This is a genomic window from Flavobacterium jejuense (assembly GCF_006491595.2).
In the GTDB taxonomy this organism is placed as follows: domain Bacteria; phylum Bacteroidota; class Bacteroidia; order Flavobacteriales; family Flavobacteriaceae; genus Flavobacterium; species Flavobacterium jejuense.
In genome coordinates this window covers 446,872-473,405 of the sequence record NZ_VEVQ02000001.1, presented here as the reverse complement: position 1 = coordinate 473,405, position 26,534 = coordinate 446,872, and the positions used below count along the sequence as shown (strand labels likewise).

The 26,534-nt window shown below is 28.3% G+C and carries 21 protein-coding genes; 15 read left to right on the top strand and 6 right to left on the bottom strand.

The window, feature by feature from the left end; translation table 11 throughout:
- Position 1: 1 nt before the first annotated feature.
- The 5 genes from FIA58_RS02225 to FIA58_RS02205 all read left to right on the top strand — a co-directional run bounded on the left by FIA58_RS02225 (position 2) and on the right by FIA58_RS02205 (position 5,218).
- Complete coding sequence (locus FIA58_RS02225) at positions 2-1,306, top strand: TolC family protein (RefSeq protein ID WP_140959584.1); 1,305 nt, start codon at positions 2-4, stop codon at positions 1,304-1,306.
- A 52-nt stretch (positions 1,307-1,358) separates the two neighbouring features.
- Positions 1,359-2,222 carry a bestrophin family protein gene (locus FIA58_RS02220; protein ID WP_140959582.1) on the top strand — a complete coding sequence of 288 codons (864 nt, stop codon included), beginning with the start codon at positions 1,359-1,361 and terminating at the stop codon, positions 2,220-2,222.
- A 22-nt stretch (positions 2,223-2,244) separates the two neighbouring features.
- Positions 2,245-3,195 (top strand): S41 family peptidase, encoded by a 951-nt coding sequence (locus FIA58_RS02215; RefSeq protein ID WP_140959580.1) that lies wholly within the window; start codon positions 2,245-2,247, stop codon positions 3,193-3,195.
- 4 nt (positions 3,196-3,199) lie between these two features.
- Positions 3,200-4,216 carry a proline iminopeptidase-family hydrolase gene (locus FIA58_RS02210; RefSeq protein WP_140959578.1) on the top strand — a complete coding sequence of 339 codons (1,017 nt, stop codon included), beginning with the start codon at positions 3,200-3,202 and terminating at the stop codon, positions 4,214-4,216.
- 72 nt (positions 4,217-4,288) lie between these two features.
- A complete protein-coding gene (locus FIA58_RS02205; RefSeq protein WP_208022738.1) occupies positions 4,289-5,218 on the top strand; it encodes an AraC family transcriptional regulator in 930 nt (309 codons plus the stop codon).
- Here FIA58_RS02205 and FIA58_RS02200 read toward each other — a convergent pair.
- Positions 5,209-5,595 carry a DUF779 domain-containing protein gene (locus tag FIA58_RS02200; protein ID WP_140959576.1) on the bottom strand — a complete coding sequence of 129 codons (387 nt, stop codon included), beginning with the start codon at positions 5,593-5,595 and terminating at the stop codon, positions 5,209-5,211. The two genes, FIA58_RS02205 and FIA58_RS02200, sit on opposite strands and share 10 nt — an antisense overlap.
- A 52-nt stretch (positions 5,596-5,647) precedes the next feature.
- Positions 5,648-7,153, bottom strand: coding sequence for an aldehyde dehydrogenase family protein (locus FIA58_RS02195; RefSeq protein WP_140959574.1), 1,506 nt, complete (start codon positions 7,151-7,153; stop codon positions 5,648-5,650).
- 246 nt (positions 7,154-7,399) lie between these two features.
- On the opposite strand from FIA58_RS02195, the gene pheT reads away from it, so the two are divergent.
- The gene (gene pheT / locus FIA58_RS02190) at positions 7,400-9,829 is read left to right on the top strand and encodes a phenylalanine--tRNA ligase subunit beta (RefSeq protein ID WP_140959572.1); all 2,430 of its coding nucleotides are present in this window, start codon (positions 7,400-7,402) and stop codon (positions 9,827-9,829) included.
- A gap of 117 nt (positions 9,830-9,946) precedes the next feature.
- On the opposite strand, the gene FIA58_RS02185 is transcribed toward pheT, so the two are convergent.
- Both FIA58_RS02185 and FIA58_RS02180 read right to left on the bottom strand, forming a co-directional pair.
- Positions 9,947-12,622 carry a DUF7619 domain-containing protein gene (locus FIA58_RS02185; protein WP_140959570.1) on the bottom strand — a complete coding sequence of 892 codons (2,676 nt, stop codon included), beginning with the start codon at positions 12,620-12,622 and terminating at the stop codon, positions 9,947-9,949.
- A 192-nt stretch (positions 12,623-12,814) separates the two neighbouring features.
- Positions 12,815-15,208, bottom strand: a complete 2,394-nt coding sequence (locus tag FIA58_RS02180) for a DUF7619 domain-containing protein (protein ID WP_140959568.1) — start codon at positions 15,206-15,208, stop codon at positions 12,815-12,817.
- 130 nt (positions 15,209-15,338) lie between these two features.
- On the opposite strand from FIA58_RS02180, the gene FIA58_RS02175 reads away from it, so the two are divergent.
- From FIA58_RS02175 to FIA58_RS02145, 7 genes are all read left to right on the top strand, one after another.
- Entirely contained in the window at positions 15,339-16,088 is a 750-nt protein-coding gene (locus FIA58_RS02175; protein ID WP_140959566.1) for a Rossmann-like and DUF2520 domain-containing protein, read from the top strand.
- The gene (locus FIA58_RS02170) at positions 16,081-16,608 is read left to right on the top strand and encodes a KdsC family phosphatase (RefSeq protein ID WP_140959564.1); all 528 of its coding nucleotides are present in this window, start codon (positions 16,081-16,083) and stop codon (positions 16,606-16,608) included. Before FIA58_RS02175 ends, FIA58_RS02170 begins: the two co-directional genes overlap by 8 nt.
- Before the next feature lie 74 nt (positions 16,609-16,682).
- Positions 16,683-17,630 (top strand): geranylgeranylglycerol-phosphate geranylgeranyltransferase, encoded by a 948-nt coding sequence (locus FIA58_RS02165; protein ID WP_140959562.1) that lies wholly within the window; start codon positions 16,683-16,685, stop codon positions 17,628-17,630.
- Positions 17,617-18,207, top strand: a complete 591-nt coding sequence (locus FIA58_RS02160) for a Maf family nucleotide pyrophosphatase (RefSeq protein ID WP_140959560.1) — start codon at positions 17,617-17,619, stop codon at positions 18,205-18,207. Before FIA58_RS02165 ends, FIA58_RS02160 begins: the two co-directional genes overlap by 14 nt.
- Positions 18,191-18,727 (top strand): mechanosensitive ion channel domain-containing protein, encoded by a 537-nt coding sequence (locus FIA58_RS02155; RefSeq protein ID WP_140959558.1) that lies wholly within the window; start codon positions 18,191-18,193, stop codon positions 18,725-18,727. The genes FIA58_RS02160 and FIA58_RS02155 overlap by 17 nt, the downstream gene beginning before the upstream one ends.
- A gap of 95 nt (positions 18,728-18,822) precedes the next feature.
- Positions 18,823-21,267, top strand: a complete 2,445-nt coding sequence (locus tag FIA58_RS02150; protein ID WP_140959556.1) for a PIG-L family deacetylase — start codon at positions 18,823-18,825, stop codon at positions 21,265-21,267.
- Between the two features lie 113 nt (positions 21,268-21,380).
- Positions 21,381-23,120 carry a sodium:solute symporter gene (locus tag FIA58_RS02145; protein ID WP_140959554.1) on the top strand — a complete coding sequence of 580 codons (1,740 nt, stop codon included), beginning with the start codon at positions 21,381-21,383 and terminating at the stop codon, positions 23,118-23,120.
- 29 nt (positions 23,121-23,149) lie between these two features.
- Here FIA58_RS02145 and FIA58_RS02140 read toward each other — a convergent pair whose 3' ends face one another.
- On the bottom strand, positions 23,150-24,022 hold the full coding sequence (locus FIA58_RS02140) for an AraC family transcriptional regulator (RefSeq protein ID WP_140959552.1): 873 nt from the start codon (positions 24,020-24,022) through the stop codon (positions 23,150-23,152).
- Positions 24,023-24,522: 500 nt separating this feature from the next.
- Here FIA58_RS02140 and FIA58_RS02135 point away from each other — a divergent pair, with 500 nt between their 5' ends.
- Positions 24,523-24,921: a T9SS type A sorting domain-containing protein gene (locus FIA58_RS02135; RefSeq protein ID WP_140959550.1), complete on the top strand. Its 399-nt coding sequence runs from the start codon at positions 24,523-24,525 to the stop codon at positions 24,919-24,921.
- Positions 24,922-25,057: 136 nt separating this feature from the next.
- Here FIA58_RS02135 and FIA58_RS02130 read toward each other — a convergent pair whose 3' ends face one another.
- Entirely contained in the window at positions 25,058-25,909 is an 852-nt protein-coding gene (locus FIA58_RS02130; RefSeq protein ID WP_140959548.1) for a DUF2911 domain-containing protein, read from the bottom strand.
- A gap of 138 nt (positions 25,910-26,047) precedes the next feature.
- Here FIA58_RS02130 and FIA58_RS02125 point away from each other — a divergent pair, with 138 nt between their 5' ends.
- Positions 26,048-26,524 (top strand): SRPBCC family protein, encoded by a 477-nt coding sequence (locus FIA58_RS02125; RefSeq protein ID WP_140959546.1) that lies wholly within the window; start codon positions 26,048-26,050, stop codon positions 26,522-26,524.
- The last annotated feature ends 10 nt before the right edge of the window (positions 26,525-26,534 follow it).

The following is a 26,534-nucleotide window of genomic DNA, read 5'->3' as shown; positions in this document are numbered from 1 at the left end:
CATGTCAAAAACATATACCTATATATTCTTACTTTTCATTGGATTCCAAATGCAAGCACAAGAAGTTTTAACGCTTGAAGTGGCTGTAAAAATAGCTTTGGAAAACAATTATGAAATAAAAATTGCTACAAACAATTTAAAAATTGACGAAACGAATAATAATTTAGCCAACGCTGGAATATTACCTACTCTAAGTGCTAATTTAAATAATAACAACAGTCAAACAAACACCACACAAACTCAATCAGATGGTTCAGAAAGAACCTTAAATAATGCTAAAAACTTCAGCCTTAATTATGGAATTGGTTTAGACTGGACTATTTTTGATGGATTAAGTATGTTTGCAAGAAAAGAGCAATTGGCTATATTAGAGGCACAAGGAAAATCGGAATTACAAGCAACTATTCTGAGTAGAATTAGTGATGTTTATCTTACTTATTATGATTTGGTCCAACAGCAACAAGTCATGGCTTCCATTGATAGTGCTATAGTAATTTCAAACCAAAGAGTCACTACAGCTCAAAATAGATATTCCATTGGGAAAGCTGCTAAACTAGAAGTTTTAAATGCTCAAGTTGATTTAAATACGGATAAAAGTTTGCTTTTGAGTCAAAAAGAATTGTACCAAAATACTAAGACAAAACTAAACGAATTATTAGCCAGAGATCTACAGATTAAATTTAAAGTAGTGCAAGAAATTACCTTTGAAGAAAGTTTAACTTATGATGAAATGAAGGAATTAGCAAATAAGCAAAATCCGCAATTACAAGCTCAAATTTTAAACAAAAAAATAGTTGATTTAAACTTAAAACAAGTAAAAGGAAATAGGTATCCAACCGTTCGATTGACTTCAGGATATAACTTTACTCGTTCTGAAGCTTCTTTGGGCTTTATTACTCAATCTTCTGGTCAAGGGTTTGTTTATGGTGTTTCAGCTAGTGTGCCTATCTTCAATGGTTTTTTACAAAATAAAAGAGAAAAAGCAGCTAAATATGAGGTAGAAAATGCCTCTTTATTGTTAAACCAACAAAAAGTAGCTCTAGAATCTCAAATAGCATCATTTTATCAAAGTTATCAAACTAATTTAGAGTTGATAAAAGTGGAAGAAGAAAATGTAACTATTGCTAAACAAAATTTAGAGATTACTTTAGCCAAATTCAAAATAGGAACCATTACCACTATTGAAGTTAGAACAGCACAACAAAATTTCATTGAAGCTTCTGTTCGTTATGCTACAGCACAATACAATACAAAAATTGCTGAAATCAATTTAAAAGAATTAGCAGGAACTTTAAGTTGGAATTAATTTATTAAATTTACGTTTATTCTAGATTCAGATTTCTAATTTCTAAATTACTATGGTTCAATACAACCCAAAAGACTGGATTACTTTCATTTTTCGTTTTCACAAATCAGATACCTTTCGTCAGTTGATTCCTATGATGATTACTATAGGATTGTATTCCTATGCAGTAGCTTATTTAGAAATTGAATATTGGCAATTATCCGATGATAGTCATGTAAAGAACATTACAATCATGCATGGCATGCTTGGTTTTGTTATTTCATTACTTTTAGTATTTAGAACCAATACAGCCTATGACCGTTGGTGGGAAGGTCGAAAACATTGGGGTGCTCTAGTCAATAATAGTAGAAATTTAGCTATTAAATTATCTGTAATTCTAAAAGAAGACACTGATAAACTATTTTTTAAAAGAGTTATTCCAGGTTATGCTTCTATTCTACAAAAACATTTAAATGATGAAGAAACTGCCAAAACACTATTTGAAGATTTAGACTTAGACATTAATCATCACAATCATAGACCCAATCAAGTAGCAAAAATGATGTTCCAAAAGATTCATGATTTACATGAAGTTGGAAAAATATCTGGAGATCAATTAATCATTATCAATAGTGAAATTCAATCTTTTACAGATATTTGTGGAGCTTGTGAACGCATTAAAAACACACCTATACCCTACTCTTATAGTTCATTTATAAAGAAATTTATCTTTTTTTACATTATGACCTTACCATTTGGTTATGTGTTTAGTTTAGGGTATTATGTAATTCCGGTTGTGGTATTTACTTTTTATGTTTTAGCTAGTTTGGAATTAATTGCAGAGGAGATAGAAGATCCTTTTGGTGATGATGCTAACGATTTACCTACTAGAAAATTAGCAAGTAATATTAAAAAACATGTAGAAGAGATTTTATAGTACTTTTACAAAAAAACATAAAATGAAACATTTTATTTTATATACTTTTTCAATAGTACTATTAGGCTGTAATAACAATGCTAGAAATCAAATATCTCCAATAGCAAAGGAATATATTGATGAAGTAATTTCTTTATTAGAACAAAAATCTATCAAAAAGAATGAAATAGATTGGACTGTTTTTACTAATAAAATATATCTACATGCTAAAAATTCAAAAAAAATAGAAGACACATATCCTTGTATTTCTTTTGCAATAAGTGAATTAAAAGATAACCATAGTTATTTTGAACCTGCAAAAAATTCGACTAAAATTGAGAATTTAAATCCTTTACCGATTTTAGTTGATGAAAATGTTCCTAGAGATATTGGATATATTAGAATTCCATTTTTTATTGGTAACAATGAGGCAGTAAAAGATTATATTGATACTATTACAGAAAAAATTTCCCAGCAAAATAAAGCAGAATTAAAAGGTTGGATTGTTGACTTAAGAGATAATTTTGGAGGAAATATGTGGCCAATGCTAGTAGGTATAGAACCTATTCTAGGAGATGGAATTGTAGGATATTTTCTAGACAATAATAACAATTACGAAGTTTGGAAAGTCTTAGAAGGAAAAGTTTTTCTTAACAGTGAAGTTGTGGAACAAAACACAAATTTGATTCATTTAAAAAATGAAAAACCAAATGTAGCTGTATTAATTAATGCTAAAACAGCAAGTTCTGGAGAAGCAATAAGCATTGCATTCAAAGGTCGTAATAAAACAAAATTTTTTGGAACAAAAACATTTGGTGTTTCAACTGGTTGTAAATCATATACTTTATCAGATAGTTCAAGAATTAATTTAGCAGAAAGTATATTTGTTGATCGAAACAAAACAAAATATGGTAGTTCAATACAACCAGATGTAAAGTGTAATGATAATGAATCATTACAAGTAGCAATAGATTGGTTAAATAAAATAGATTAACATCATGAAAACAGTATTAATAACAGCTTTCCTTACAATTTTTTTCACTAGTTGTAAAAAAGAAAATAGTATTTCAGTTAAAGAAAAAATCGTAAATTATTACCAAATCGATTCAACTGTTATTCAAGATGGTGGTGTAAAAATGATTCCTATTACTACAAACGATACTACTTTTCATGTTTGGACAAAACGGATTGGAAATAATCCAAAAATAAAAGTATTATTACTCAATGGTGGTCCTGGATGTACTCATGAATATTTTGAATGTTTTGAAAATTTTCTTCCTGCTGAAGGTATTGAGTTCATTTATTACGACCAATTAGGTTGCGGTAATTCCGATAATCCTAATGATACTTTGTATTGGAATTTACCTAGATATGTAGAAGAAGTAGAGCAAGTTAGAAAAGCTTTGAATTTAACCAAAGATAATTGCTACATTTTAGGGCATTCTTGGGGTGGTATTTTAGCAATAGAATATGCTTTAAAATACCAAAATAACATCAAAGGATTGATTATATCAAATATGATGTCAAGCTGCCCAGAATATGGAAAATATGCAGATGAAGTGTTGGCTTTACAAATGAAACCAGAAGCCTTATTTGAAATCAATAAAATAGAAGAAGCAAAAGATTTTTCAAATCCAAGATATATGGAATTATTGATTCCAAATTTCTACGAACAACATATTTTGCGTTTACCTGCTAAAGATTGGCCAGAACCTGTTAATCGTTCATTTGACAAAATGAATCAATCGCTTTATGTTACGATGCAAGGTCCGAGTGAATTTGGTATCGCTGGTAATTTAGAGAAATGGGACAGAACAAATGACTTAAAAAATATTAACATCACAAGTTTAGTTATTGGAGCTGAATACGATACTATGGATCCGAAATTCATGAAAAAAATGACTGACTTATTACCAAATGGTTCCTATTTATATTGCCCTAAAGGAAGTCATTTGGCTTTTTATGATGATCAACAAACCTATTTTAAAGGTTTGATTGATTTTTTAAAACAATAAATTCAAATTATTTAGTTATTTTTATGATTACTACCTCTTTTTTCTTAAATTGTAGTTCATAAATTTAATTCCATGTCAATTAAAACCCTACTTGATACACCAAAGTTAACTAATAAAAAATCACTAAAAACATTAGTAGAAAATAGAACTATTTTCTCATTGGAACATTGTGAATTAAATATTTTTGAAACCTATGAAAAATCTGATTTAGTTCCTTTAAAGTTTAATGATTTAGTTGTAACCAGTATGTTACGTGGAAAAAAAGTAATGCATTTGTTTGATGAACCTCATTTTGAGTATTTACCTGGAGAAACAGTTATTGTTCCTTCAAACGTAGAAATGAAAATTGATTTTCCTGAAGCTACTACTAAAAATCCAACACAATGTATTGCATTAGCTATTGATAACAAAGTTATAACTGATACTTTGTCTTTTTTAAATGATAAATATCCTAAAGAAGGAAAAAATAATTTATGGAAATTAGACCATGAAAATTATTTCTTTTACAATAATGTAGATTTAGCAAATACTATCAACAAACTCATAAAAGAATGCATGGGAACTTCTATAACAAAAGATGCTTTAGCTGACTTGACGTTACAAGAGTTGATTATAAGAATTATTCAAACGCAAACTATAAAACGATTTGACAACTCTAATCTAATTGAAATAGATAGCCCAATAATGGCTTCAATAGAATACATAAAAAATAATATTCATAATTCTATTCAATTAAAAGACTTAAGTGATAAAGCATGCATGAGTACGACTTCATTTTATAGAAATTTCAAAAAGGAATTAGGAATAAGTCCAATGGAGTTTATTTTAAATGAAAAGATTAAATTTGCTAAAAAACTACTTAGTAATCCAAAAATACAAATAAATGAAGTTTCTTACGCTTCAGGTTTTGAAGATTGTAATTATTTCATTCGTTTATTTAAAAAACATGAAGGAATTACTCCAAAACAATATCAACTAATGAATTTTTCAAATCAATCATAAGAATGTAATAGAACAGGTTCTAAATTCTTGCTTTCTTCTTCATTAAAAATTTTATATTTTACAATAAATGTTTTTCCCATAGGTGTTTCTAAAGAAAAACCTCCTGCTCCAATTCCATCCATAATATCTAAGGTAAAATGAGCGTGTTTCCAATACTCAAATAAATCTTTATCTAACCAAAAATCAAAACCATCAATTTTACCTATACACACATCTCCCGACCTTAGGAAAAAACCATCTTTTTCAAAACATTGAGGCTGTGTTCCTTCACAACAACCACCAGCTTGATAAAACATTAAATCTCCAAATTTTTCTTTTAAAACAGCAATAGTATCTAAAGCATTTTTAGTGGCATCTAATCGACTTATTGTACTCATTATTTATAAAATTTAAACCCAGCCGAAACTGGGTCTAGTTATTAAATTAAAATTAAAAGAAACCTAACTTATTTTTATCATAAGAGATTAACATGTTCTTAGTTTGACGATAATGATCTAACATCATTTTATGATTTTCTCTTCCAATACCAGATTGCTTATAACCACCAAACGGAGCACCCGCAGGATAAGAATGATATTGATTCACCCAAACTCTTCCTGCATGAATAGCTCTAGGTACTTGATACAATTCATGAGCATCACGTGTCCAAACTCCAGCACCTAAACCATACATAGTATCGTTTGCAATTTCTAAAGCTTCTTCAGTACTTTTAAAAGTAGTAACGGCTAGCACAGGACCAAAAATTTCTTCTTGAAAAATTCTCATTTTATTATGACCTTTAAACAAGGTAGGTTGAATATAGTAACCACTTTCTAAATCACCACCTAATTTATTTTCATCACCACCAATTAAAAGTTCAGCTCCTTCTTCTTTGCCTAATTTCAAATAAGACATAATTTTATCTTTCTGAACTTTAGAAGCTTGTGCTCCCATCATAACCGATGGATCTAATGGATTACCCATTTTTACAGCAGCAACACGTTCTAGAACTCGTTCAATAAATTTATCATAAATGTCTTCGTGAATTAAAAGACGAGACGGACACGTACAAACTTCACCTTGGTTTAAACAAAACAAAACAGCTCCTTCTATAGCTTTATCTAAAAAAGCATCATCTTCATCCATTACTGATGGAAAAAATATATTTGGTGATTTTCCACCTAATTCTAAAGTAACAGGAACTATATTTTCGGTAGCATATTGCATTACTAAACGACCAGTAGCAGTAGAACCAGTGAAAGCGGCTTTTGCTACTTTTGGGTTCGTCACCAAAGCTCTTCCTAACTCAGCTCCAAAACCATTAACTATGTTAATAACACCAGCTGGTAGGATATCTCCAATCAACTCCATTAATACTATAATTGAAATTGGAGTGTTTTCCGCTGGTTTTAGTACTACACAATTCCCTGCTGCTATTGCTGGAGCAAGTTTCCAAACTGCCATTAAAATGGGAAAATTCCAAGGTATAATTTGTGCTATTACTCCTAATGGTTCATTCACAATTAAGGAAACTGTATTTGAATCTAGCTCACTTAACGAACCTTCTTCTGCTCTAATAACGCTTGCAAAATATCTAAAATGATCAATGGCTAAAGGTAAATCGGCAGCCAAGGTCTCACGCACTGCCTTTCCATTATCAACGGTTTCAACAGCTGCTAAATATTCCAAATTGTCTTCCATGACTTGAGCAATTTTATTAAGTAAATTGCTTCTTTCTGTTGAGGAAGTTTTACTCCAAGTCTTAAAAGCATCAGAGGCTGAATCTACAGCTAAAGTCAAATCATCCTTGTTAGAGTGTGCAGCTTTTGTAAATACTTTTCCATCAATTGGAGAATATACATCAAAATAGTTTCCAGATGTTGGAGGCACAAATTTACCTCCTATATAATTATTGTATTTTTCTTTAAAACTAGGTCTTTGAATTAAATCACTCATAATTTTTACTTTTTTTGATTTACTCAAATTTACTTTTAATTGAAATTTATAAATAGCATTATTTAGTCAATTTATAGCACAAAAATGATAATTAACAATTTTTAACGTATAAAAAATATTTTTTTGATAAAATTAACACGCTTAAATTGCCAAATACTCAATAATAAAGAAATTATATTTTAGATGAAATATATTTTAAACTAAAACCTACAATACTTATCTTTGCGCTTTAAAAATCGATATAAAATGCGCATTTCATACAATTGGTTAAAACAATTCATTAAAACAGATTGGAGTTCAGAAGAAACAGCAGCCTTACTAACTGATTTAGGTTTAGAAGTAGAAGGTGTAGATAAATTTGAAAGTCTAAAAGGAGGTTTAGAAGGAATTGTTGTAGGTCACGTTCTTACTTGTGAGCAACATCCTGATGCAGATAGACTAAAAGTAACTACTGTTGATTTAGGAGATGGTAATTCACCTGTCCAAATTGTTTGTGGTGCTCCTAATGTAGCTGTTGGTCAAAAAGTTCCTGTAGCAACCATTGGAACCAAATTGTACGACAAAGATGGTAATTCATTCGAAATTAAAAAAGGTAAAATTCGTGGACAAGAAAGTCACGGAATGATTTGCGCAGAAGATGAATTAGGTCTTGGTGAAAGTCATGATGGTATTTTAATCTTGGATAACACTTTAAAACCAGGAACACTTGGAAAAGAAGTTTTTAATATCGAAACTGATGAAGTTTTTGAAATAGGTTTAACACCAAACCGTGCAGATGCAATGAGCCACTTTGGTGTAGCGAGAGATTTAAAAGCTGGATTAGTACAAAAAGACAAAAATATTGAATTAATTACTCCATCAGTAAGTAATTTTAGAATAGACAAACGGACTTTAAAAATAGATGTATCGGTTGAAAATGAAAAATTAGCTCCTCGTTATTGTGGACTTACGATTTCAGATTTAACTATTAAACCATCACCTACTTGGCTACAAAATCGTTTAAAAGCTATTGGTATTACTCCAAAAAACAATGTGGTAGATGTTACTAATTATGTTTTACATGAATTAGGACAACCTTTACATGCTTTTGATGCCAATAAAATAAAAGGAAATAAAGTCATTGTAAAAACTGTAGCAGCGGGAACAAAGTTTACTACGTTAGATGATGTTGAAAGAACTTTAGATGCTGAAGATTTGATGATTTGTCATGCAGACGGACCAATGTGTATTGCAGGAGTTTTTGGAGGAAAAGATTCTGGTGTTACAGAAAACACAACCGCTATCTTTTTAGAAAGTGCTTATTTCAACCCAGTTTCTGTTAGAAAAACAGCTAAACGTCATGCCTTAAATACAGATGCTTCTTTCCGATTTGAAAGAGGAATTGATTCTACTATTACAGAATATGCCTTAAAAAGAGCTGCTTTACTAATACAAGAAGTTGCTGGTGGTGAAATAACTTCTGAAATTGTAGATTTTTATCCAAAAAAATTAGAAGATTTCCAAGTATTCTTAAACTTTGAGAAAATAACAAAAGTCATTGGTGAAGAATTACCTAAAGAAACGATTAAGAAAATATTAGTGGCTTTAGAAATGAAAATTAATAATGTAACGGAAACAGGAATAGGAATTGTAATCCCTTCTTACCGAGTTGACGTTCAAAGAGAAATTGATGTGATTGAAGAAATACTTCGTGTGTATGGCTACAACAACATCAATTTTACTGAAAAGTTAAATGCTACTATTTCTAATTCCTCTCGAACAGAAGAATATAAAGTACAAAATATTGTGGCTAATCAATTGTGTTCATTAGGTTTTAATGAAATGATGGCCAATTCGTTAACCACTCCTGATTATATTAAATTGTCAGAAAACCTAAAAGAAGAGTTTAATGTATTAATGTTAAACCCGCTAAGTAATGACTTATCTGCCATGAGACAATCGATGTTGTTTTCTGGTTTAGAAGCAATTTCTTTTAATATTAATAGACGAAGAAGTGATTTAAAACTATACGAATTTGGTAAAACATACCACAAATTGCCTTCAGGGTATGAAGAAAATAAACATTTAACCTTATTCCAAACAGGAAATAGAAATAGTGAAAATTGGACACAAGGTCAACAAAAATCAGATTTCTTTTTATTTAAAGGCTATATTACTAGTGTACTTTCCAGAATAGGATTAGATACAAAAGTTTCTAGTTTACCTGTAGAAAGTGATATTTTTGCTGAAGGACTTAGTTTAGCAATCGGTAAAGAAGTTATTATCGAATTTGGAACCATAAAAAAAACAGTTTTGAAACATTTTGACATCAAACAAGAAGTTTTATTTGCTGATTTTAATTGGGGAAAAATTCAAAAATATGTTTCTAATAAAATTAAATTTATAGATATCCCAAAATATCCTGAAGTGAAACGCGATTTAGCACTCTTATTAAACGATACTACTTCTTTTGATGAAGTTTATAAAATTGCCAAACAGACTGAAAAGAAACTGCTAAAAGAAATAAGTCTTTTTGATGTGTACCAAGGTAATAACTTGCCAGAAGGTAAAAAGTCTTATGCGGTTAGTTTTATCATTCAAGATAATAATAAAACGCTGAATGATAAAGAGATTGAAAAAATCATGAACAAACTACAAACTAATTTCGAAAACCAATTAGGAGCTAGTTTAAGATAGTTTTTGGTTGTCTGTTATCAGTTTTCTGTTGTAGGTTATAAGTTATAATAACACAAAAAACTCGTTTAGGAATACTAAACGAGTTTTTTTTATTGTCAGTTTGAGCGTAATCGAAAACTATTCCTTAATAAGCTTAGTAGTTGCACTACCCTTTTCCGTATTTACTTTTACGAAGTAATCTCCATTAGTTAGACTAGAAACATCTATCGATTTAGATGCATTTGGAACAGAGATTACAATTTGACCTAACATATTATAGATTTCAACCGATTGAATTTCTAAATTCTCTTTTGAATTGAAATGCAAAACGTCTTTTACAGGATTTGGATATAATGTAAATTGGCTTACAAAATCAAAATCTTGTGAACTTAAGGCTTGAATGGTTGTTGTATAAGTATTTGTTGTAATTGGAAAATTATAATCAAAATAGATATTGGCATCGTTTGAAAAAGTATCACCAACTACTAAAGTTGGTTTTGTTTTAATTTTGAAAGCCACATAACCATCATTAGTAGCATCATTGAAATCTAAATTAATATTTTCAAATATGAATTCTACTTTATTATCTTTTATTCTAGTATAAAAATCATGACTTCCTTTTAATGGAATTAAAGTAGCAATATCAAATTTAGTCAAATCAATCATGTCTTTTACTACCACATTTTCAGCAGGATATGTTCCAGTATTTTCAAAACGAATCAAATAATGAACATATTCACCTATCATATCTGGTGACACAATTTCTCCTTCTAAACACGTTTTGTCATTTGGATCATAAGAACCTACAACCGTTTGATTTAAAGTAAACGTATTATCATTTGGTGTTTCATCTGTATTTGAAGTTGAAATAGTTGCTGTGTAATTTAAAACATCATCAATATTAACTGTTGGAGTTTCCGTTGGAGAATTTACATTGAAAACGATTTCAATTTCTCTTGTTTCAAAAGGTTGTAAATTGGTATAATTCCATGTATAAGAATTGGTTGCTTGACTATTAAAAACAGGATTTGAAGAAAGATAATCCAAAACTGTATCCTCAAAAGTTAAAGAGACACTTCCATTTTCAACTTGATTTCCTTTATTTCTATAGGAAATTTTATATTTAGCATCAAAACCAGGTCTTGCAGAAACTGTTGGTAAAACAACTACTTCAACATCTGAGTGAACACCATTTGCAGTCACACAAAAGTCTTGTGTAAACGGACTTGCTTGTGTTGGAAAATTTACTGTAAAACTGGTTGGAGAAATATTGAAATACGTTGGGTTTTCTAGGTTTGGTGTTATGGTATGAGAACCAGCTTGAACTGGAATATTATAATTTCCTGTTTGATTTGAAATTAAACTACCTGAATTTGTTCCATTTACAATAGAAAATTTCAAATTAGTGTAATTTAAATCAGCTAAATCGCAACCATTACTATTAAAATCATATTTTATTTTTCCTGAAATACTAAAAGATGTTCCATTTGGTGTAAAACTACAATAACTATTTACGTGGCAATTTGAATAATTATAATCTGTTATTTTTTGTTGCACTAAAGCTAGGTCTCCCTCATCTGCACAGATATACTCAAGGTTAGAGTTATTTGAAAAATCTAAATTTGACCACGTATTAAGATTACCGTTTTTTATAAATAAAGATTCTAAAAGTGGATTATCTTTACATTTTAAACTTCGTAAAAATGGATTATTAGTTATATCTATAATTGTCAATTGATTATTATTACATGCTAATGTCTCTAATAATGAATTATTCGAAACATCTATGTTGGTTATTTGATTTTTTTCAAAATATAAGAACTTTAATCCTGTTAATGATGATATATCTAAAGATGAAATTAAATTATCATAACAATTTAAAATAAATAAATTTGTATTATTACTAACATCTAATTCTGTTAATTGATTTTTTGCAATGCTTAATTGACTTAAATTTATGTTATTGGTTAAATTTATACTAGTTAAAAAATTTTGTGGAATATTTAAAAAATCCAAATTAGATAGCATAGAAACATCTATAGTTGATAATTGATTACCTCCTAGCTGTATGTATGTTAAATTTGTATTATTTGATAAATCAATACTAGTAAGTTGATTAGAATCAAGTTCTAGCCAATTTAAATTAGTTAATATTGATAAATCTATAGTACTAATTTGATTTGAATAAATTCTCAACAAAGTTAAATTACTATTATTGGATAGATTAATACTTGTTAAATTATTATTACCAACTGAAAACGATTCTAAATTTTGATTTGAAGAAATATCAATAGTTGTAAGTTGATTAAATGATAAATCAAGGGTTTTCAAACTAGATAAATTAGAAACATCAATTGTCAATAATTGATTTGAAAATAAATTAATTGTATTCAAATTTAAATTTTGACTACAATCAATGTTAGTAATTATATTATTACTAAGTTGAATAAATTTTAAATTTAAATTAGATGAAAAATTAACATTTGATAATTGATTATTAGTAGCATTCAAATACAAAATATTTGTAAAAGCCTCTAAACCAGTTATACTGCTAATATTAGAACTGCTAACATTTAGATACTTAATAGTTAGAGCTTCAGAAACTTGTATTTCACCATCTTCATTTGTATCAATTTTATGATACATTGAAACACTTCCATTAAAGGTATTAGGTGTTTGAGTAGATGCAATCTGGTTGCTTGAACTAGCACTCAACAACTTCGCTTTAAAATTAGCATCTGGAATATTAACAATCTGAGCTTGCAAATTCAATCCCAACAAAACAAGTAATAAAAGGTAAATTTTCTTCATCATATAAATTTAAGTTGGCAAAAATAGCGCAAATATTTATGTTTAAATCATTTTTATTCTTGAAATGAAAATTCCTTAAGATTGTTTTTTTCTGTTATGTTATTGAAAACTAATTTAGAAATCTGTAAAAAAACTCGTTTAGGAATTATTTCTAAACGAGTTTTTGTTTTGTGTTAGTTTGAAAATAGTCGAGAATTACTCTTTAATAAACTTAGTATTTGCACTACCCTTTTCTGTATTTATTTTTACGAAGTAATTTTCTTTAGTTAGAGTTGAAATATCAATTGAAGTAGTTGCATTGGGAACAGATATAACAATTTGTCCCAACATATTATAAATCTCAACAGATTGAATTTCTAAATTCTCTTTTGAATTGAAATGCAAAACGTCTTTTACAGGATTTGGATATAATGTAAATTGGCTTACAAAATCAAAATCTTGTGAACTTAAGGCTTGAATGGTTGTTGTATAAGTATTTGTTGTAATTGGAAAATTATAATCAAAATAGATATTGGCATCGTTTGAAAAAGTATCACCAACTACTAAAGTTGGTTTTGTTTTAATTTTGAAAGCCACATAACCATCATTAGTAGCATCATTGAAATCTAAATTAATATTTTCAAATATGAATTCTACTTTATTATCTTTTATTCTAGTATAAAAATCATGACTTCCTTTTAATGGAATTAAAGTAGCAATATCAAATTTAGTCAAATCAATCATGTCTTTTACTACCACATTTTCAGCAGGATATGTTCCAGTATTTTCAAAACGAATCAAATAATGAACATATTCACCTATCATATCTGGTGACACAATTTCTCCTTCTAAACACGTTTTGTCATTTGGATCATAAGAACCTACAACTATTTGTTTTATAGCTGAAGTATTATCATAAAGAACTTCATCATTAATTGTTGGGGTTATTTGCGCTAAGAAATTCAATTGGTCACCTATATTAACTGCTGGAGTTTCCATCGGAGAATTTACATTTAAAGTAACAGCAATTTCACGAGTTTCAAAGGGTTGTAAATTAGTATAATTCCATACAAATGAATCTGTAGCTTGACTATCATAAACTGGATTAGCAGATACGTAATCTAAAACAGCATTATTATACATAAAAGTGATAGCTCCGTTTTCAATTTGATTGCCTTTGTTTCTGTAGATTATTTTATATTTAGCATCAAAACCTGGTCTTGCAGGTGTTGTTGGTAAAATAACTACTTCAACATCTGAATGAATTCCATTTGCAGTAACACAAAAATCTTGCGTAAACGGACTGGCTTGTGTTGGGAAATCTACTGTAAGACTTGTTGGAGAAATAGTGAAATAAGTTGGGTTTTCAAGATTTGGGGTTATAGTATGAGAACCTGCTTGAACTGGAATAGAATAATTACCCGAAGAATTGCTAATTAGTGAACCAGAATTTATTCCATCAGTGATTGAAAAATTTAAATTTGAATAATTGATATCGTTTGAATCACAATCGTCATCATTAAAATCATATTTTACATTTCCTTCTACATTATAAAAAACACCCCCTGGAATAAAAGAACAATAAGAATTAACAACACAATTTTGACTATTTTGAGTTGTCATTTTAACTTGAACATCCAAAATACTTTCTTCATCGCAGCATATGTATTTTAAATTAGGATTATTACTAACATCAAATCCAATTGTTGCATTATTTACAGGGTTAAGTAACATATCATTATTACCATTTTTCATAAATAAGCTTGTAAGTTGATTATTAAAACTAAACAAAGTTGAAATATTTAGATTTTGTGAAACATCTAGAGTGTTTAATAGATTATAATAGCACCTTAGTGTTTTTAAATTCAAATTTTGAGTAATATTTAAAGTTGTTAATTGATTATACACGCAAGATAGAAATTCTAAATTTGTGTTTTGAGTGACGTTTATATTATCCAATTGATTAACATCACAATTTAAAGTTTGTAAATTGGGGTTTTGAGTTACATTCAAAACGGTTAATGAATTACTTACACATTCTAAATGTTCCAAATAAGGGTTTTGTGTCACATCTAAAGCAGTCAATGTATTAAAATTACAATACAATTTTTTTAAATTAATGTTTTGTGTTAGATTAATAGAAGTTAATGGATTATTACTACAAGCTAAAAGCTTCAAATTTTGATTATAAGTTACATCTAAAGTACTCAAATTATTATTATAACAGTAAAGGTTTTCTAAATCCTGATTTTGAGTTACATCTAAAGTACTTAATTGATTAAATGAACATGATAAAGTAATTAAATTTGAAAAATATTCAATTCCTGTTAAATCAAAAATATTAGAACTATTACTTGAATTAGAACTACCTACATTTATAAAAGTAATTAATGCTGCTTCACTTACTTCTATTTCTCCATTATTATTTGTATCAATTGAATTGTAAGTAGTAACATTTCCAACAGCATTTGGTGACTGTATTGATGCAATAGTATTACTTGAACTAGCATTCAACAACTTCGCTTTAAAATTAGCGTCTGGAATATTAATAATTTGTGCTTGTAAGCTACAACTAATAAAAACTACTACAAAAAAGTATATTTGTTTCATATATTAAATTTATATATCAAAAATAGTATAAATATTTAATTATCATTTTTTTTGTTTAAAAAACGACATCCTAAATAATATTGGTCATTTCTCACAATGTAATTCTTTAAAAAAATAGTATTTTAGCCACATGATTAAAATTGTATTACTCGGTAGTGGAAATGTAGCTCAACACTTATTACAAGTGATGTTGAAATCAGCTGATATTGAGTTGGTTCAAGTTTTTGCACGTAATAAGAGTAGTATTTCACATTTAATTACTAAAGAGCAAATTACATCTAATTATCAAGATCTTAAAGAAGCCGATTTGTATATTATTTCTGTTTCTGATAATGCCATTGCAGAAGTTTCAAGTAATTTACCTTTTGAAAATAGATTAGTGGTTCATACTTCTGGTACTTCTGAACTTTCGGTTTTAGATGATAAAAACAGAAAAGGTGTTTTTTATCCCTTGCAAACGTTCAGTAAATCAAAAGCGGTTGATTTTTCAACTATTCCTATTTGTTTGGAAACCGAAAATGAAAGAGATTATAAAACTTTAGGAACATTGGCCAACCTTATTTCCAAAAAAGCGTTTGCTATTTCATCTGAACAACGAAAAAGTTTGCATGTAGCTGCCGTTTTTGTTTGTAATTTTGTAAATCATTTGTATGAAATTGGAAACCAAATTTGCGATGATAACGAAGTTCCATTTGAAATTTTACAACCTTTAATTCTAGAAACTGCAAATAAAATAACCGAACTATCTCCAAAAGAAGCACAAACTGGTCCAGCTCTAAGAAAGGATACAAAAACTATTGAAAAACATATCGAATTTTTAAAAGATTCAAACTACAAAGAAATTTATACCTTATTAACCCAATCCATACAAAATGTCTAAAAGCTATAAAGAACAAATGAACGAAATTACCACTTTCATCCTTGATGTTGATGGTGTACTTACCGATGGAACCATTCATGTCACTCAAACGGGTGAAATGCTTCGCAATATGAACATTCGAGATGGTTATGCTATGAAAGCTGCTGTTGAAAATGGTTACACCGTTTGTATCATTTCTGGAGGAAGTAATGAAGGTGTTCGAGTGCGTTTACGTAATTTAGGAATAACGGATATTCATTTAGGGATTTCTGATAAAGTAGAAACTTTTAAAGAATTCATAGATATTTACAATATTAAACCCGAACAAGTATTATATATGGGTGATGATATTCCAGACTATCATGTAATGAAACTAGTAGGTTTACCAACCTGTCCACAAAATGCTGCACCAGAAATTAAAGCGATATCAAAATATATTTCTCATAAAGACGGAGGAAAAGGTTGCGTAAGAGATGTCATAGAACAAGTAATGAAAGTACAACATAAATGGATGGAACATTTTGATGCAAAATATGATTGATTTTATAGTGTTCAGTATACAAACTTATCACTGTTTACTTATCACTGTTTACTTATCACTAATTACTCAACAATATGAAATACTTAAAACTTATACGCTTTCAAAACCTACTTATTCTTGCTTTAATGCAAGTACTCTTTCGTTACACTTATTTGAAAGCGGCAACTTATAATACTTTAACGCCTTCAAATGATTATTTATCATTGACGCATTTTCAATTTGCATTATTAGTTTTATCAACAGTCTGCATTGCTGCGGCTGGTTATGTAATTAACAACATTATGGACCAAGATAATGATGAAATTACTAAACCGAAGGACAGAATTGTTGGTAAATCTATTTCAGAAAGTAGTGCTTATAACATTTATGTAGTATTAAATATTATAGGAGTTGGAATTGGATTTTATCTTTCAAATGCTGTTGGTAAAAAAGGATTATTTACAGTATTCATATTTGCTACTGCTTTATTATATGTTTATTCAACTTTTTTAAAAAAAATTGTAATAGTAAGCAATATAATTGTTGCTTTTATTTTATCTTTTAGTATTCTTATTCTAGGAATTTTTGATTTGTTTCCTGCAACTTATGACGGAAATGTAATCCAAATGAAGAAAGCTTTCGCAATTTTATTTGATTATGCTGTTTTTGCTTTTATCATCAATTGGATCAGAGAAATAGTAAAAGATATTGAAGATACAGATGGAGATTATGCCTCAGGTATTCAAACCTTACCTCTTCTTTTAGGAAAAACTAGAACAGCAAAATTAGTAAGTGTTCTAATTATTATTCCTATTCTTTTATTGCTTTTTTACATTACTAAAAATTTACTTGATTACAATTATGTTTTCCTTTACGGATTATTATTTGTAATTGGACCACTACTCTACTGTATGATAAAACTATGGAGTGCCAAATCAAAATTTGAGTTTAAACATGTTAGCACTATTCTAAAATTAGTTTTATTTTTTGGAATACTTTCCATCGCAATAATCACTTATGCTATAAAAAATGCTCAAGGATAAATTAAACCAATACAACATTATTTTAGCTTCTGGATCACCAAGAAGACAACAGTTTTTTAAAGAAATGGATATCTCATATACTATTCAATTAAAAGAAATTGATGAAATTTATCCAAATACATTAAATGCTGAAGAAATAACCAATTATTTAGCCGAATTGAAAGCTAGTGTTTTTGAAAATCTTCAAGAAAATGATATTTTAATAACTAGTGATACTATTGTTTGGCATAACAAAGAAGCTTTGGGTAAACCTAAAAATTATGAAGATGCTTTTCAAATGTTACAATCTATGTCAGATAAAACACATGAAGTAATTACATCTGTTTGTTTTAAAACAAAGGATAGAACCGAAACTATTTATGAAATAACTAAAGTTACTTTTAAAAATTTATTAGATACTGAAATAACCTATTATTTAGACCATTACGAACCATTTGACAAAGCAGGATCTTATGGTATTCAAGAATGGATTGGTTTAATTGGAATTACAAAAATAGAAGGTTCATATACTAATGTAGTAGGCTTACCCGTTGAAAAAGTATATTCAAAATTATTAGATTATGCTAAAATTAATTGAAAACCCATACTTACATGAAGAAATACTAACTTTTATTACCATTTGTATTTTTTTAATTTCACGATTATTCTTTGCTGAAGTTATCAAAAAATTCGCTAGAATTAATGAATCTTTAGAACATAGGACTAATTTAGTTATTAAATACATCAATATCCTACTCGGCTTATTGGCTATATTTTCAATTGTCATTATTTGGGGTGTAAAAAGAGAACAAATATTTTTATTTATCTCATCTGTTTTTGCAGTTGTAGGTGTTGCATCCTTTGCGCAGTGGTCAATATTAAGTAATATTTCAGCTGGAATTATACTTTTCTTTTCTTATCCTTTTAAAATTGGTGATAAAATTAAAATACTAGATAAAGATTACCCTTTAGAAGGAGAAATTGAAGACATAAAGGCTTTTTATATCATTTTGAAAACAATTAATGATGAGAAAATCACTTATCCCAATAACTTATTGATGCAAAAAGGAATTTTAATTATAAAGTCAACATTCGAAGATAAAGAATTTACAGATTAAATCATCTTATAAATTAATGTTAAAAAGGAAGTATTTTAATCTTCCTTTTTTAATTTTAGGCTCAATTTCAATTTGAAATTAAAAAAACAACACAAATGAGAAGGAATTATACTGCACTACTTTTATTATTTACTATAATTATTCAGGCACAAGCTCCGAAGAAATTAAATTCAAATCAGATATTTGAAGAAATTCAAAAATTAAATTTTCTAGGTAAAGTATTGTATGTAGCTGCACATCCTGATGATGAAAACACACGCTTAATCACTTATTTTGCGAATCATTATCATGCAGAAACAGCTTATTTATCTCTAACTCGAGGAGATGGAGGTCAAAATCTAATCGGTCCAGAATTAAGAGAAAAATTAGGAGCTATTCGTACTCAAGAACTATTAGCTGCTAGAAATATAGATGGTGGGAACCAATTTTTTACTCGTGCCAATGACTTTGGTTACTCTAAAGAACCTAGCGAAACATTTTCCATCTGGAACAAAGAACAAGTTCTTGAAGATGTTGTTCAAGTGATGGAAACTTTTCATCCAGATATTGTTATTAATCGTTTTAATCATAGAACTCCAGGAACTACTCATGGTCATCATACTGCTTCAGCAATCCTAAGTTTAGAAGCTTATGAACAATTAAAAACAAAACCCAAAAGAGTCTTTTTTAACACTTCTTGGTGGTTTTATGGTAGTGAAGAAGCTTTTGAAAAAGCGGATAAATCTAATTTAATTGCTTTTAATGCTAATGTCTATTATCCTCTGAAAGGCAAAAGCAACCATGAAATAGCAGCCTTAAGTAGAAGTCAGCATCAATGTCAAGGTTTTGGATCTACAGGTTCAAGAGGAAATGAAACCGAATACTTAGAATTATTAAAAGGAGATTTACCAAATGTTACTAATATTTTTGATGGAATTGACACCTCATGGAACCGAATTAAAGGAGGTGAGTCTATTGGTAAAATCTTAACTCCTATTCAAAATAATTTTGATTTCAATAATCCTGCATCACATATTCCACAACTAGTAAAAGCCTACTTATTAATTCAAAAATTAGAAGATTCTTATTGGAAAATCGATAAAACAAAAGAAATTCTAAAAATAATAGAAGCTTGTAGTGGTATGTATTTAGAAGCCGTTTCTTCTGTTGAAAATGCTACTAAAAATGAAGCAATTACAATCAATTTTGAAGTAATTAATAGAAGTCATTCAAAAATAAAATTACTAAGTTATTCCATTTTAAATCAACCTAAAAAGGTAAAAGAAGTTGAATTAACTAATAATGAAAAAATAAACTTCGAAGAAAAGAATTTCCAAATTCCAAATTCAGTTGATTATACCAATCTATTTTGGTTAAAAGAAAAACCAACAGTAGGAATGTATCAAGTTTCTAATAAAGCAATTCGAATTTATCCAGAAGAAAAATTACAATTTCCTGTCATTTTTTCCATAGAAATTGAAGGAACAAAAATTGATTTTGTAAAAAATTTAGTTTACAAAATGAATGACCGCAGAAAAGGAGAAACCTACATTCCATTTTCTATTTTACCAGAAGTTACTTCAGAAATTGCAAATAAAGTATCTATTTTTAATACTAATGCACCAAAAGATATTCTAGTAAAACTTAAAACAAACAAAGAAAATAGCTCTGGAAAAGCTCGATTAGTTGTACCTAATAATTGGAGAGTAGAGCCGAATGAAATTCCTTTTAGTATCGCTATAAAAAATGATGAAAAAACGGTTAATTTTAAAGTGTATCCACCAAAAAATGAAAGTAATGTTGATTTTTCAGTTGAAATTGAAACAACTAAGGAAAAACACCAATTAGAATGTGTTGAAATTAAATACGATCACATTCCAAAACAAACTATTTTACAACCATCCGAAGGAAAATTAGTCAAACTAGATATTAAAACTAAAGGCAAAAATATAGGTTATTTGATTGGTGCTGGTGATGAAGTAGGCAAATATTTAGAAAATATAGGCTACAATATTTCTTATATTAGTCCAAACGAATTAAATGCTGCTATTTTAAACAAATTTGATGCTATAATATTAGGAATTAGAGCTTTCAACACCATTGAAGATTTAAAATTCAAACAAAAAGAATTATTCAAATATGTGGAAAATGGTGGAAATCTTATTGTTCAATATAACACAACTAGTGGTTTAATTACAAAAGATGTTGCTCCATTTGAACTATCAATTTCAAGAGATAGAGTTACTAATGAAAAAGCAAAAGTTACCTTTTTAGCGCCTAGTAACCCTGTACTGAATACTCCAAATAAAATTACAACTAAAGATTTTGAAAACTGGGTTCAGGAACAAGGCTTATATTATCCAAATAAATGGAATAAAGCGTTTACTCCTATTTTGTCAGCTGCAGATGATGGAGAAGATCAAAAAGAAGGAGCATTATTAGTTGCTAAATATGGAAAAGGAAATTATATTTACACTGGACTAAGCTTTTTTAGAGAATTACCGGAAGGAGTTTCAGGAGCTTATCGTCTTTTAGTTAATCTAATTTCTCTAGACAAATAAAAACACTATGACAAAACAAAAAAATGAATGGAAAAGAAGTTATAATTACGTGCTAATCCTAAATGCAATTTATATTTTAATTTTCGTTTTACTAATGGAAGTATTCTCATAATATGGAAAATTTAGATTGGATTGTATTATCTTGTACTTTGTTATTTATAGTTATCTATGGAGCTTTAAAAACAAAAGGAAGTGCTAATGTAAAAGATTATTTATTAGATAATAATGAAACTCCATGGTTTACTGTAGGTCTTTCTGTAATGGCTACGCAAGCAAGTGCTATTACTTTTTTATCTACACCTGGACAAGCCTACCATGATGGAATGGGTTTTGTTCAATTTTATTTTGGATTACCTCTAGCAATGATAGTCATAGCCTATACTTTTATTCCTATTTACCATAAATTAAAAGTATTTACAGCTTATGAATATTTAGAACAACGTTTTGACATTAGAACTAGAACCTTAGCGTCTGTATTGTTTTTAATTCAAAGAGGTTTAGGTACAGGAATTACAATTTATGCTCCTTCTATTATTTTATCTGCTTTACTTGGATGGAATTTAACCATGCTAAATATTATAATAGGTACATTAGTTATTGTTTATACTGTAACAGGAGGAACTAAAGCAGTTAATGTAACTCAAAAGCATCAAATGTTTGTTATTCTTTTGGGAATGTTTATTACTTTTTTCTTAATTCTTGATTACCTTCCAGAAGAACTCGATTTTGGAAATGTACTTCATGTGGCTGGAGCCAATGGAAAAATGAATATTTTAGACTTTTCCTATAACCCAAAAACAAGGTATACCTTTTGGAGCGGAATTACTGGTGGCTTTTTTCTTATGCTTTCTTATTTTGGAACCGATCAATCTCAAGTAGGAAGATACCTTTCAGGTAAATCTGTAAAAGAAAGCCAAATGGGATTAATCATGAATGGTGTTTTAAAAGTTCCTATGCAATTTTTTATACTTTTAACTGGTGTTTTAGTTTTTGTCTTTTTTCAATTTAATGATGCTCCGCTTCACTTTAACCCAAATAATGTTACTAAGGTAAAAGCGTCTACTTATAAAGTTGATTATGAAAAAATTGAAAATAAACTGCAACTAGTTAATGAAGAAAAAAAAGTAGTCAATAAAATTTATATAGAACAATTACAGCATAATGATTTTGATAATCCAGCATTAAGAAAACAAATGGTAGCTTTATCTCTAAAAGAAAAAGAACTTAGAGAAGATGCAAAGGATATCATTAAAAAAGTAGATAATGGTTCCGAAACCAATGACAAAGATTATGTTTTTCTTTATTTTATTTTACATTACCTTCCAAAAGGGTTGTTAGGCTTACTTTTAGCAGTTATTTTTAGTGCAGCAATGTCTTCGAGTGCATCTGGTTTAAATTCTTTAGCAGCAACAACTGCTATAGATATATACAAAAGAAACGTAAGTGAAAAATCCGATAAACATTATGTTTATGCAACCCAGTATTTTACTCTATTTTGGGGGATTGTTGCTATAGGTTTCGCTTGTATTAGTTCCCTATTTGAAAATTTAATTCAATTAGTAAACATAATAGGTTCCATATTTTATGGAACAGTTTTAGGAATATTTTTGGTTGGCTTCTATATCAAGTACATTAGAGGAAATGCTATATTTATTGGAGCCTGTTTAAGTCAAAGCATCATCTTCATTATTTACTATTTTTACATTCATATTCTACCAGAAGATGAAAAATTAAGTTATTTGTGGCTTAATTTTATTGGAGTAGTTTTAACGCTATTTTTGTCTTTTTTCATACAGTTACTCTCAAAAAATAATAGTAATTCCAATTTAAATAGTAAAGAAGAGCTAGTCTAAGGCTCTTCTTTATTTTTATATTTTTTAAATTATTTAATTATATTTTTTAATTCATTTCTATATTGGGAAGCACTTTTACCAGTGTGTTGTTTAAATAATTTATTAAAATGACTAAAGTTATTAAAACCACTCTCAAAACTAATCTCAGTAATACTAATTGGTTTTTCAGCTAATAATTTACAGGCATGAACCAATCGATACTCATTTACAAAAGAAGTAAAAGTTTTATTAGTTATTTTTTTAAAAAACCTACAAAATGAAGGCACTGTCATACTAACCAATTTAGCCACTTCATCTAATGTTATTGGTTCATAGAAACGATCTTTTACAAAATTAAAAATAATGTTTATCTTATCATTATCTTGAACTTGGGTTTCTAAAGAAAATCCGTCTGCATTTAAAAAAATAGTATCATTTGAAATAGCTAAATCATTTAATATTTTTAGAAAACTTAATAATCTTTCAAAAGGTTTTTGTGATTGCATCATTTCAATTTGAGCTCCAACATATCTTTTCGTTTCATTATCAAAAGCAATACCTACTCTAGCTTGTTTTATCAAATTTTGAATTTTTCTCATTTCAATAATATCCAAAAAATCATTCCCTAAAAAATCAGGTTTCATTTGAATTACTGTTTCAATTTTATTTCCTGTTTGTTCATTGGTAAAACCACAATGAGGTAAATTGCTACCAATTAAAATTAAATCTCCATCAGTATAATAAGAAATATGACTTCCTATTTGTCTTTTACCAGAACCTCCATTGACGTAAACTAGTTCAATTTCTGGATGATAATGCCAAATATTTGATTTATTATTATTTTTTTCTGTGTAACTAGCATATGCAAAAGAACTTCCAAAAGAAGGAATTATCACTTCAAAAGATGGTATCGAGTTTTTCATGTCTATCTATTTAAAATCTATAAAATTACTATTATTAAAGATGAATTCAACAATTTTAACCTAAAACGATTTCGTATAAAAGAGCATAAGTAAAAAATAGGTAACTATTCATTTTCAAAATAGACCCCTTTAAAAAAATGACTTTTAAACCTTGTTATCTACTATTTTAAATTAAAAAATAACCCTATTTAATAAATTATTCAATAAAACGATTCCTTTTAAATTCGATTGAAAATTTCATGTAAAACAGTCCTAAAATGATGAAAAAGGAATTAAAATGAATATTCTTCAAAAAAATACTTTAAATTTTACATGTCTCACAATTAAAAACTATTAAAAATTAATTATTAATATATACTAAATTACCCTATTTAAACTAAAACGTTTTCGTTAATGGTAAAATAACACATAAATATGAAAATCTAGTTGTATCCTAGTACTTAAATGTAACCTAAATTTGTTTCATCATAAAAACAAGTATTAATTTAAAAACTACAATTATGAAAAAAATTTTTAAAGTAAGTTTAGTGTTGGCAGTAGTTTTATCTACTATGACGTCAGTGTATGCAAATGATCATGATTTTTTACTTTATGTGAAAAATAAAAATGGAAAACAAATTACTTTTTCTATAAACGGAATTCAAGAAGCTAGTATAACTATACTTGATAGTTATGGAGAAAGAATTTATGTTGAAAAAGCTATTGGTCAAAAAGGAATTAAGAAGGTCTACAATCTAGAACAATTTCCTTCTGGAAAATATATCCTAAAAGTTGAAAATGATCTTAAAAAAGTATCTTATGAAATTACTGTAACTGATGAAGATGCAACATTATCATCTAGAGGAATTTCTCAAGTGTACAAATCGATTTTAAATACTGAAAAGCTGGCAAGTAATTAAGAATTTGATTAAGTAATAAAACTTCTTAATCAAAAATAGAAAACTATGTATTCTAATATAGTTAATTGAGATTTTAAAATTAAAAGCCGTTAGAAAATATCTAACGGCTTTTTAAATTTTTGAAAATTAATAAAAATTATTTAGACCATTCTGCAATACTATCTTTATTCATTTTTTCGTAATCAGCATTTCCTGCTTTTTTTGCTCCATCTAAAGAAGCTTTTGCAGAGGCAATTGCTCCTTTTTTATCACCTGATTTTGCTTGTATTAGCGATTTTAATCGTAAGTACCAAAATGGTGTTTCACTACCAGAAGGCACTAATTCTATAGCTTTATTTACCCAAGTTAAGGCCTTATCTAAATCTTTATTTATTTGATAAAAATATTGTGCTGCAGAAAAATAATCACCATAAGAAGGACCTGCTAAAGCTTTTTCAATACTTGCCATTGCTACTTCATTAGTTGGTACTGTAAAAGGAACGGAAACTATTGTTCTTTCCCAAGCTAAATCTAAAGAAGCTGAATCATTTGTTAAATTATTTATAGATAAAGTAAAAGACTCAACTGGTTTCATTAAAGTCTCAGGCTTTACTGTTGTTCTTAATGCTACTTTAGTTTCGTCCCAATTTTCTGGTAAACCCCAATTATCTGTTGAAGTATAGAAAATAACATCCCAACTATCCGCTTTTGGAGTAGTATATATAGCATATTTTCCTTTCTTTAATTCTTTTCCATTCACTTTTATGTCTTGATCAAAAGAAATTGTTGTATTAGCATTGGCTCCAGTTCTCCAATTTTTACCATAAGGAACTAAATCTCCATAAACTGTTCTTCCTTTTGCTCCTGGTCTTGAATAATCAATCTGTACATTAGCTAACCCTACTACTTGTTCTACTTTTGCAGCTGGACTCGCTTGTGGTGTCTTAACTTGAGCTTCTGTTGACAAAATTGCAAGTGCTAGCAATCCTGTAAAAAATAACTTTTTCATCTTTTATTTTATTAATTTGTGATTTAAATAAGGATTATACGAAATTACTAAAAAACCTAGATGAATATGTTAAGCTATTCCTAAAATTAAAATTATTTTGTTTAATATTTTCTTATATTTGTTAAACAAAATAATTTTATGAAAATATATACACTTAAATCCAAACAAAATTTACCTATTTCTATAGAAGAAGCATGGGATTTTTTATCTAATCCAAAAAATTTAAAAACTATCACTCCTGATTATATGGGTTTTAATATTCTTTCTGGTGATGATAAACCAATGTTTTCTGGTCAAATTATCCAATATATTGTTACTCCTATATTAAGCATACCAACTAAATGGGTAACTGAAATTACTCATGTTCAAGATAAAAAGTACTTTGTAGACGAACAACGTTTCGGCCCTTACTCACTTTGGCATCACAAACATTTTTTAAAAAAAATTCCTGGTGGTGTAGAAATGGAAGATATCATCGACTATAAAATACCAATGGGAATTTTAGGTCAAATAATTCATCCTATTTTGGTTAAACCCAAATTAAACGAAATCTTCGATTATAGAAGAAAAAAATTAGTTGAACTTTTTGGTGATTATAAAATATCTAATCTTTAGTCTTATGTTA

Coding starts and splice junctions, on each gene's coding strand:
- FIA58_RS02225 (WP_140959584.1), top strand. CDS start 2: ATGTCAAAAACATATACCTATATATTCTTACTTTTCATTGGATTCCAA.
- FIA58_RS02220 (WP_140959582.1), top strand. CDS start 1,359: ATGGTTCAATACAACCCAAAAGACTGGATTACTTTCATTTTTCGTTTT.
- FIA58_RS02215 (WP_140959580.1), top strand. CDS start 2,245: ATGAAACATTTTATTTTATATACTTTTTCAATAGTACTATTAGGCTGT.
- FIA58_RS02210 (WP_140959578.1), top strand. CDS start 3,200: ATGAAAACAGTATTAATAACAGCTTTCCTTACAATTTTTTTCACTAGT.
- FIA58_RS02205 (WP_208022738.1), top strand. CDS start 4,289: ATGTCAATTAAAACCCTACTTGATACACCAAAGTTAACTAATAAAAAA.
- FIA58_RS02200 (WP_140959576.1), bottom strand. CDS start 5,595: ATGAGTACAATAAGTCGATTAGATGCCACTAAAAATGCTTTAGATACT.
- FIA58_RS02195 (WP_140959574.1), bottom strand. CDS start 7,153: ATGAGTGATTTAATTCAAAGACCTAGTTTTAAAGAAAAATACAATAAT.
- pheT (WP_140959572.1), top strand. CDS start 7,400: ATGCGCATTTCATACAATTGGTTAAAACAATTCATTAAAACAGATTGG.
- FIA58_RS02185 (WP_140959570.1), bottom strand. CDS start 12,622: ATGATGAAGAAAATTTACCTTTTATTACTTGTTTTGTTGGGATTGAAT.
- FIA58_RS02180 (WP_140959568.1), bottom strand. CDS start 15,208: ATGAAACAAATATACTTTTTTGTAGTAGTTTTTATTAGTTGTAGCTTA.
- FIA58_RS02175 (WP_140959566.1), top strand. CDS start 15,339: ATGATTAAAATTGTATTACTCGGTAGTGGAAATGTAGCTCAACACTTA.
- FIA58_RS02170 (WP_140959564.1), top strand. CDS start 16,081: ATGTCTAAAAGCTATAAAGAACAAATGAACGAAATTACCACTTTCATC.
- FIA58_RS02165 (WP_140959562.1), top strand. CDS start 16,683: ATGAAATACTTAAAACTTATACGCTTTCAAAACCTACTTATTCTTGCT.
- FIA58_RS02160 (WP_140959560.1), top strand. CDS start 17,617: ATGCTCAAGGATAAATTAAACCAATACAACATTATTTTAGCTTCTGGA.
- FIA58_RS02155 (WP_140959558.1), top strand. CDS start 18,191: ATGCTAAAATTAATTGAAAACCCATACTTACATGAAGAAATACTAACT.
- FIA58_RS02150 (WP_140959556.1), top strand. CDS start 18,823: ATGAGAAGGAATTATACTGCACTACTTTTATTATTTACTATAATTATT.
- FIA58_RS02145 (WP_140959554.1), top strand. CDS start 21,381: ATGGAAAATTTAGATTGGATTGTATTATCTTGTACTTTGTTATTTATA.
- FIA58_RS02140 (WP_140959552.1), bottom strand. CDS start 24,022: ATGAAAAACTCGATACCATCTTTTGAAGTGATAATTCCTTCTTTTGGA.
- FIA58_RS02135 (WP_140959550.1), top strand. CDS start 24,523: ATGAAAAAAATTTTTAAAGTAAGTTTAGTGTTGGCAGTAGTTTTATCT.
- FIA58_RS02130 (WP_140959548.1), bottom strand. CDS start 25,909: ATGAAAAAGTTATTTTTTACAGGATTGCTAGCACTTGCAATTTTGTCA.
- FIA58_RS02125 (WP_140959546.1), top strand. CDS start 26,048: ATGAAAATATATACACTTAAATCCAAACAAAATTTACCTATTTCTATA.